This window comes from Micromonospora sp. CPCC 205546 (genome assembly GCF_036902715.1).
Lineage (GTDB): Bacteria > Actinomycetota > Actinomycetes > Mycobacteriales > Micromonosporaceae > Micromonospora.
In genome coordinates, this window is sequence record NZ_JBAKHL010000133.1 from 1 (window position 1) to 6,171 (window position 6,171).

Here is a 6,171-nt window from a genome sequence, read left to right on the forward strand (position 1 = left end):
CTCCGACTTGCCCGTGGCCCCCCGCGGGTCGGGGCCGGCCTGCGGGTCCGGGCCCGCCGGGTGGTCCGGCGCCGCCGGCCGCGCGTCCCGGGCCGCCGCCGCCAGGGACGCCCGCAGCGACTCCACCGAGCGCATCGCCCCGACCAGCCGGCCGACCCGCAGCACCACGGTGTCGCCGACCACGCTGTCTCCGGTGACGAAGGCGGTGTCGGCGACCAGCCGGTTCATGGTGACCCGGTGCTGCACCGTCTCCCCGGGCAGGACCGGCCGGCCGAAGCGGATGTGTTCGAAGACGCCGGCCACCGGCACGCCGTCGGTCAGCACGTCCGGCATCGGCCGGTCGTGTCGGATCAGCACCAGCGCCGCCTGCCCCCACGACTCCAGCAGCAGCGACATCGGCAGCGGACGGTCACCGGTGACCGTGAACGAGCCCACCAGCCGTCGCCGGGGCACCAGCTCGGTGACCCGGTCGACCAGCAGCATCGGTGGCCGGTGGGGGACGATCCGTTTGATCTCCTCGATCCCCATCATGGCGGTCACTCCTCGCTCGCGTAGCGCAGCAGCACCTCGGCGACGGGCACGGCGGCGACGGCGACCTCGCCCCGCCACAGTTCGCCGTCGCGGTGGATCGTGATGACGAGTTCGTCGTCGCCGCGGAAGGGCAGCAGGAAACGGCAGCTGACGATCTCGGTCAGCACCAGCTCGGGGGCCACGGCGCGCACCGCCCGGTGGACGAACTCGAAGATGTGCACCCCGGGCAGCAGCGGAAAGCCCGGGTAGTGGCCGGCGAAGACCGGATCGCCGAGGTCGGGGCGGATCCGGGCCACGATCGTGTCGGGGGCGACGCGCTCCACGTCGACGGGGACGGCCGTCGCGCAGTCCCTGGTTGTCACGCTTTTCACCCCGTGACCGTGCGGCCGCCGGCTATATCTTCTCTACACCGCCGCCGGCTCAACTTCCCACCGCGCTCAGCGCCCCGGCGCCGGCCACCAGCACCCGGTCGGCCTGGTCGGCCTTCTCCCGGGCGAAGACGCGCACGAGGTCGTGGAAGCGGAAGCGCTGCCGCCGGCCGCCGTCGGACTCGACGATCTCCAGCAGCCGGGCGTCGACCAGGTCCTCCCCCACCTCCTCGCCGGCGTGCCTAGACACGCCCAGCACCTCCGCGGTGCACCAGCTCGGAAAGGCCGGCACGCGCAGCAGCGACAGCCGGCGCAGGGCGAGCTGTCCCAGGTCGGCCAGCTGGTGGTAGCTGCTGTCCAGTCGTTCCCGGACGTCCATCGAGCCCAGCCGGAGCTCGTCGAGGCGGTACCGCTCGTCGGCGAGCCGGTCCGCCAGGTACCCGAGCGACCAGTGCGGGCGCGCCAGCAGCCGCGATCCGGCGACCCGGACGCCGAGCGAGAGCCGGCCGCACAGCTCGACGATCCGGCCGGCGGCGTCGGTCTCCTCCGCGATCCGCTGCGCCCCGATGATCCGCCCGAGCAGCGCGAGCGCCTGCGCCCGGTCCAGGGTGCCGACCTCGATCGACGTGGCGCCGGCCAGCTCGGGCATCCGCAGCCGGCTGGTGACGATGACCTGGCAGCCGGGGTCGCCGGGCAGCAGCGGGCACACCTGCGCGTAGTCGGCGGTGCCGTCGAGCATGACCAGCAGCCGCCGCCCGGCGAGCTGGCTGCGGTAGAGCCGGACCCGTTCGTCGAGTCCCTTCGGGATCGCCGACTCGGGGTGCCCGAGGCTGCGCAGGAACCAGCCGAGCACGTCGTAGGGCTCGACGGCGTTGCCCCGCCCGCGGCCGAGATCGGCGTAGAGCTGGCCGTCAGGGAAGGCGGTCCGGGTGAGGTGGGCCGCGTGCAGGGCGAGCGTGCTCTTGCCGACGCCGGCCATTCCGGTGACCACGGCGACCGGCGGGCGGGCGTGCGGTTCGGCGGTCAGCACCCGCAGCAACCCGCTCAGCTCCTCCTCCCGCCCGGCGAAGTCACCGACGCCCGGCGGCAGCATCGCGGGCCGCACCCCGTGCCAGCTCGGCTCCGCGACGACGACCGGCGGGGCCGGGGGGCCGGCGAGGATCGACCGGTACGCCTCGGTGAGCAGCGGCCCCGGGTCGACGCCCAGCTCGTCGGCGAGAACCCGGCGGCCCTCGTGGTACGCGGCCAGCGCGTCGGCCTGCCGGTCGCAGTGCAGCAGGGCGGTCATCAGCTGGCCCCGCAGCCCCTCGTGCAGCGGGTTTTCGGCGACGAGCCGGGTGATCTCGGGCACCAGCCGGAGGTGACGCCCCAGCCGCAGGTCGGCTTCGATCCGGCTCTCCAGCACCGCCATCCGCAGCTCCGCCATCCGGTGCGCCTCGGCCGTCGCGAGGTGCTCGGTCACGTTGGACAGCGCGGGACCGCGCCACATCGACATGGCGGCGTGCAGCCGCTCGGCGGCCTCGGCGTGCCGCCCGCCGCGCAGCGCCTCCCGCCCGGCCTCGGCCAGTCGCTCGAACTCGACGAGGTCGAGCCGGGCGGCACCGATGCGGACCTGGTAGCCCGACCACTGCCGCACGATGTCCACCTCGGCACCGAGGTACTTGCGCAGCCGCGAGACGTAGTTGTAGAGCTGGGCGGCGAAGGTGGCGGGCGGGTGCTCCCCCCAGAGCAGCTCGCACAGCCGGGTGTCCGGCACGGTACGCCCCTCGGCGAGCAGCAACGCCGCGAGCACGGTGCGCTGCTTCGCCCCGTCCAGCGCCACCTCCGCGTCACCCCGCCAGGCCCCCACCGGTCCCAGTACCCGAAACTCCATCCCTGGCTCCGTTCATCGCGCCGCCCCGGGCAGAACAGTCGTCCGAAGACTCACCGGCACCGGCACCATCCACATGCGTGGTCGACACCCAATTTCCACCGTCATCACGCTGGCCATTCACTTGATCACTCATCGTGACTAGGATGGGGCGGGCCGCACGGCGGGCGACGAACGCCCTCGCGCACCGTCGGCCCCGGCGTCCGGGGCCCGGCGGGCTCGCGCACACTCGTCGCGGCCAGCGCCGTGGCGCGAATGTGGGTAGTTTCCACGCATGAACTCGGCGAACCGCTCTGGCACCGTGCAACGGTGACCTCGACTCCCCTGGCCGGCGCCACCGATCACGCCTGCTCCGGCGTACGGCTGGCCCCGCACTGGTGGGCCTCGGGGCTCGCACTGCACGAACGCGCGCCCGGCCGGGCCGGCGCCGCACCGGGCCCGCCGTCCGCCGGTCCGCCGCGCGACGTGGACCCCGCCGGCTACGCCGACACCACGGACGCCGGCGACACCGCCGGTGGATGCGACACCACGGACGACGCTGGCGCTGCGGACACTACGCGCGCCGCCGACGGCGCCCACGGCGCGGTCCCCGCGGACGGCACCGCCGGCGTGCGCGGGGACGCCGCCGACGCGCGGCTGGCCCGGTGGCGCGCCGCGCACGGTCCGGGCCTGGCGGCACGGCTCGCCGAGGTCGGCCTGGACGAGGCGGGGTTGCGCGCCCTGCTGGTCGAGGAACGCGCCGCGCTCGCCGCCAGGACGCCCCGCCCGGCCTGGGCGCAGAACGTCGAGGCGGCCCTGGCCGCCGCGACCACGCCCCGACCTCCGGCGGACCCGGCGGACTGGCGGGCCGCCCTCACCGCGCCCCTGCGACCGTTCGTCGACGTCGCCGTCGACCGGTTCCTTCCCGCAGCCCGCAGGCGCGCGACGGTGCGGACCGTCGACCTGACCGCCCTCACCGACCAGTTCGCCGCCGCACTGGGCCGGCACCTGCTCGCCCTCGCGGCCCGCACGCTGGTCTCGGAGCTGCACCGGCGCCGGTCGGCCGGTCGGCTCGCCGGCGCCGACGGCCGGGCCCGGTTCGCCGACTTCGTGGCCCAACTCTGCGACCCCGCCGGGCTGGCCGAGCTGGTCGAGCGCCACCCGGTGCTGGCCCGCCTGCTGGCGCAGGCCGGCACGACGGCCGCCCGGGCCCGGCTCGAACTCCTGACCCGGTTCGTCGCCGATCGCGACGCCCTGGTGGGGAGCCTGCTCGGCGGCGGCGACCCCGGCCCGCTGGTCGAGATCCGCAGCAACCTGGGCGACGCCCACGCCGGTGGCCGGACGACCAGCATCCTGCGCTTCGCGGACGGCCGACGCGTCGTCTACAAGCCGCGCGACCTCACCTGCCAGGTCCGCTTCACCGGGTTCGTCGACTGGCTGGAGCAGCGGGCGCCGGGGCTGGGGCTGCGCGGCGTCGCCACCCTCGTGCGGCCCGGTTACGGCTGGTCGGAGCACGTCGACGCGGCGGCGCTGAGCCACCCGGGGCAGGCGGACGCGTTCTACCGCCGGCAGGGCGCCCTGGTCGCGCTGCTGCACGCCCTGCACGCCACGGACATGCACTACGAGAACCTCATCGCCGCCGGCGACACTCCGGTCGTGGTGGACACCGAGACGCTCTTCCACCCGGCGCTGGGCGAACCGGTGGGCACCGGTGACCCCGCCGCCGACCTGCTGACCGCCTCGGTGCACCGGACCGGTCTGATGCCGGTGATCGTCGTGGGCGACCAGGGGGCGATGGACCTGTCCGGCGTCGGGGGCGACCAGGGCGGGACCGCACCCGCCAGCGCGCTGCACTGGGCGGACCCGGGCACCGACCGGATGCGGCTGACCCGTCGCGCCGTCGACTTCGCCGGTGGTCGCAACCGGCCCCGCGTCGGCGACGCCGTGGTCGATCCCGGCGCCCACGAGCCGGCGCTGCGGGCGGGGTTCCGGCTGGCGTACGAGACGATCCGGGCGCACCGGCCGGAGTTCACCGACCTGGTCGCCTCCTGCGCCGACGTCCCGGTACGGCTGGTCGCCCGGCCCACCTCGGCGTACCACACCCTGCTCACCGAGACCACCCACCCGGACGTGCTCGGCGACGCGCTCGAGCGCGACCGAGCGTTCGGCGTCCTGTGGTCCAGCGCGGTCGGGCACCCGTTCCTCGCCCAGCTCCCCGCGTACGAACTCGCCGCGCTGTGGGCGGGCGACGTACCGCTGTTCGAGGGCACGCCGGGCGACCGGGCGGTGCGGGTCGCCGGAGACGGCGCCCTGTTGCCCGTGCCGCTGGCCCGTTGCGGGCTCGACGCCGCGCTGAGCAAGATCGCCGCACTGGACGAGGCCGACCGTCGGCACCAGGAGTGGATCGTCGCGGCGACGCTGGCGACCCGGCGCCCGGTCGACGGCCGGCACGCCGGCGCACCGGCGTCACGACCGGTCACGGAGGCCGCCGCGTCGCCGGAGCGCCTGCTCGCCGCCGCGTGCGCGCTGGCCGACGAGATCCAGGCCCGCGGCGTTGCCGGCACGGACCGGGTGAACTGGCTCGGCCTGGAGCTGGTCGACGACCGGCAGTGGCTCGTCCTGCCGATGGGTGCCGGGCTGGCCGCCGGGCATCTCGGGGTCGCGCTCTTCCTCGGCCAGCTCGCCGCGGTGACCGGCACGGCCCGCTACGCCGAGCTGGCCCACCGGGCCGTCGGCGGGGTGCCGGGGCTGTTCCGGCTGCTCGACGCGCGCCCGGACCTGGTCGCCGCGATCGGCCCCGGCGGACTGTACGGCCTCGGTGGCGTCGCGTACGGGCTCGCCAGGCTGTCCACCCTGCTGGCCGACCCCGGGCTCGCCGGGCAGGCCCGCGCCGCGGTCGACCTGGCGGCCGCCGCCAGCGCGGGCGCCCCGGCCGTCGCCTGGGCCGACGGTGGCGCGGGTTGCCTCGCCGCCATGCACGCGGTGCACGCCGAGCTGGACCACGCGCCGGCCGCGTCGCTCGCCCGCCGCTGGGCCGACCGGCTCGTCGACGTCGTCGAACGCGGGGACCTGCCGACGCGGGCGGGCTTCGCCGACGGGCTGGCCGGCATCGGCTGGGCCCTGGGCCGCTACGCCGGCACCGGTGGCGCCCGCTACGCGCAGGCCGGCCGGCGCGCGCTGCGGCGGGCCGGCGCTCCGACCGGTGACCTGCCGGCGGGGTACGGCTGGTGTCGGGGCGCGGCCGGCCTGGCGCTCGCCCACCACGCCCTCGCCCTCGCCCCCGACGCCGACGCCTCCGACGCTCCCGCTTCCCACGCCGGTGTCTCCGACGCGTCCGCCCCCGACGCGCCGGCCCGTCGCGGTGGGCGCGCGGCCGGCCGCGGCGCCCCGCCGGGCGACGGCGGCGCGCTCGGGCTCCCGCCG

At 76.5% G+C, this 6,171-nt stretch carries 4 protein-coding genes; 1 reads left to right on the top strand and 3 read right to left on the bottom strand.

Annotation, left to right across the window (positions count from 1 at the left end):
• The 3 genes from V6U77_RS29410 to V6U77_RS29420 form a co-directional block, all read right to left on the bottom strand.
• Positions 1-531, bottom strand: a 531-nt coding sequence (locus V6U77_RS29410; RefSeq protein WP_334610002.1) for a 3-hydroxyacyl-ACP dehydratase FabZ family protein, incomplete at its 3' end; no start/stop codon positions are given.
• Between the two features lie 5 nt (positions 532-536).
• Complete coding sequence (locus tag V6U77_RS29415) at positions 537-893, bottom strand: hypothetical protein (RefSeq protein ID WP_334610003.1); 357 nt, start codon at positions 891-893, stop codon at positions 537-539.
• Positions 894-951: 58 nt separating this feature from the next.
• Positions 952-2,772, bottom strand: coding sequence for an AfsR/SARP family transcriptional regulator (locus V6U77_RS29420; protein WP_334610004.1), 1,821 nt, complete (start codon positions 2,770-2,772; stop codon positions 952-954).
• A 306-nt stretch (positions 2,773-3,078) separates the two neighbouring features.
• On the opposite strand from V6U77_RS29420, the gene V6U77_RS29425 reads away from it, so the two are divergent.
• Positions 3,079-6,171, top strand: a 3,093-nt coding sequence (locus V6U77_RS29425; RefSeq protein WP_334610005.1) for a type 2 lanthipeptide synthetase LanM family protein, incomplete at its 3' end; no start/stop codon positions are given.

What these genes read in the sequence shown, in the direction of transcription:
- V6U77_RS29420 (WP_334610004.1), bottom strand. Translation starts at nt 2,772, where the DNA reads ATGGAGTTTCGGGTACTGGGACCGGTGGGGGCCTGGCGGGGTGACGCG.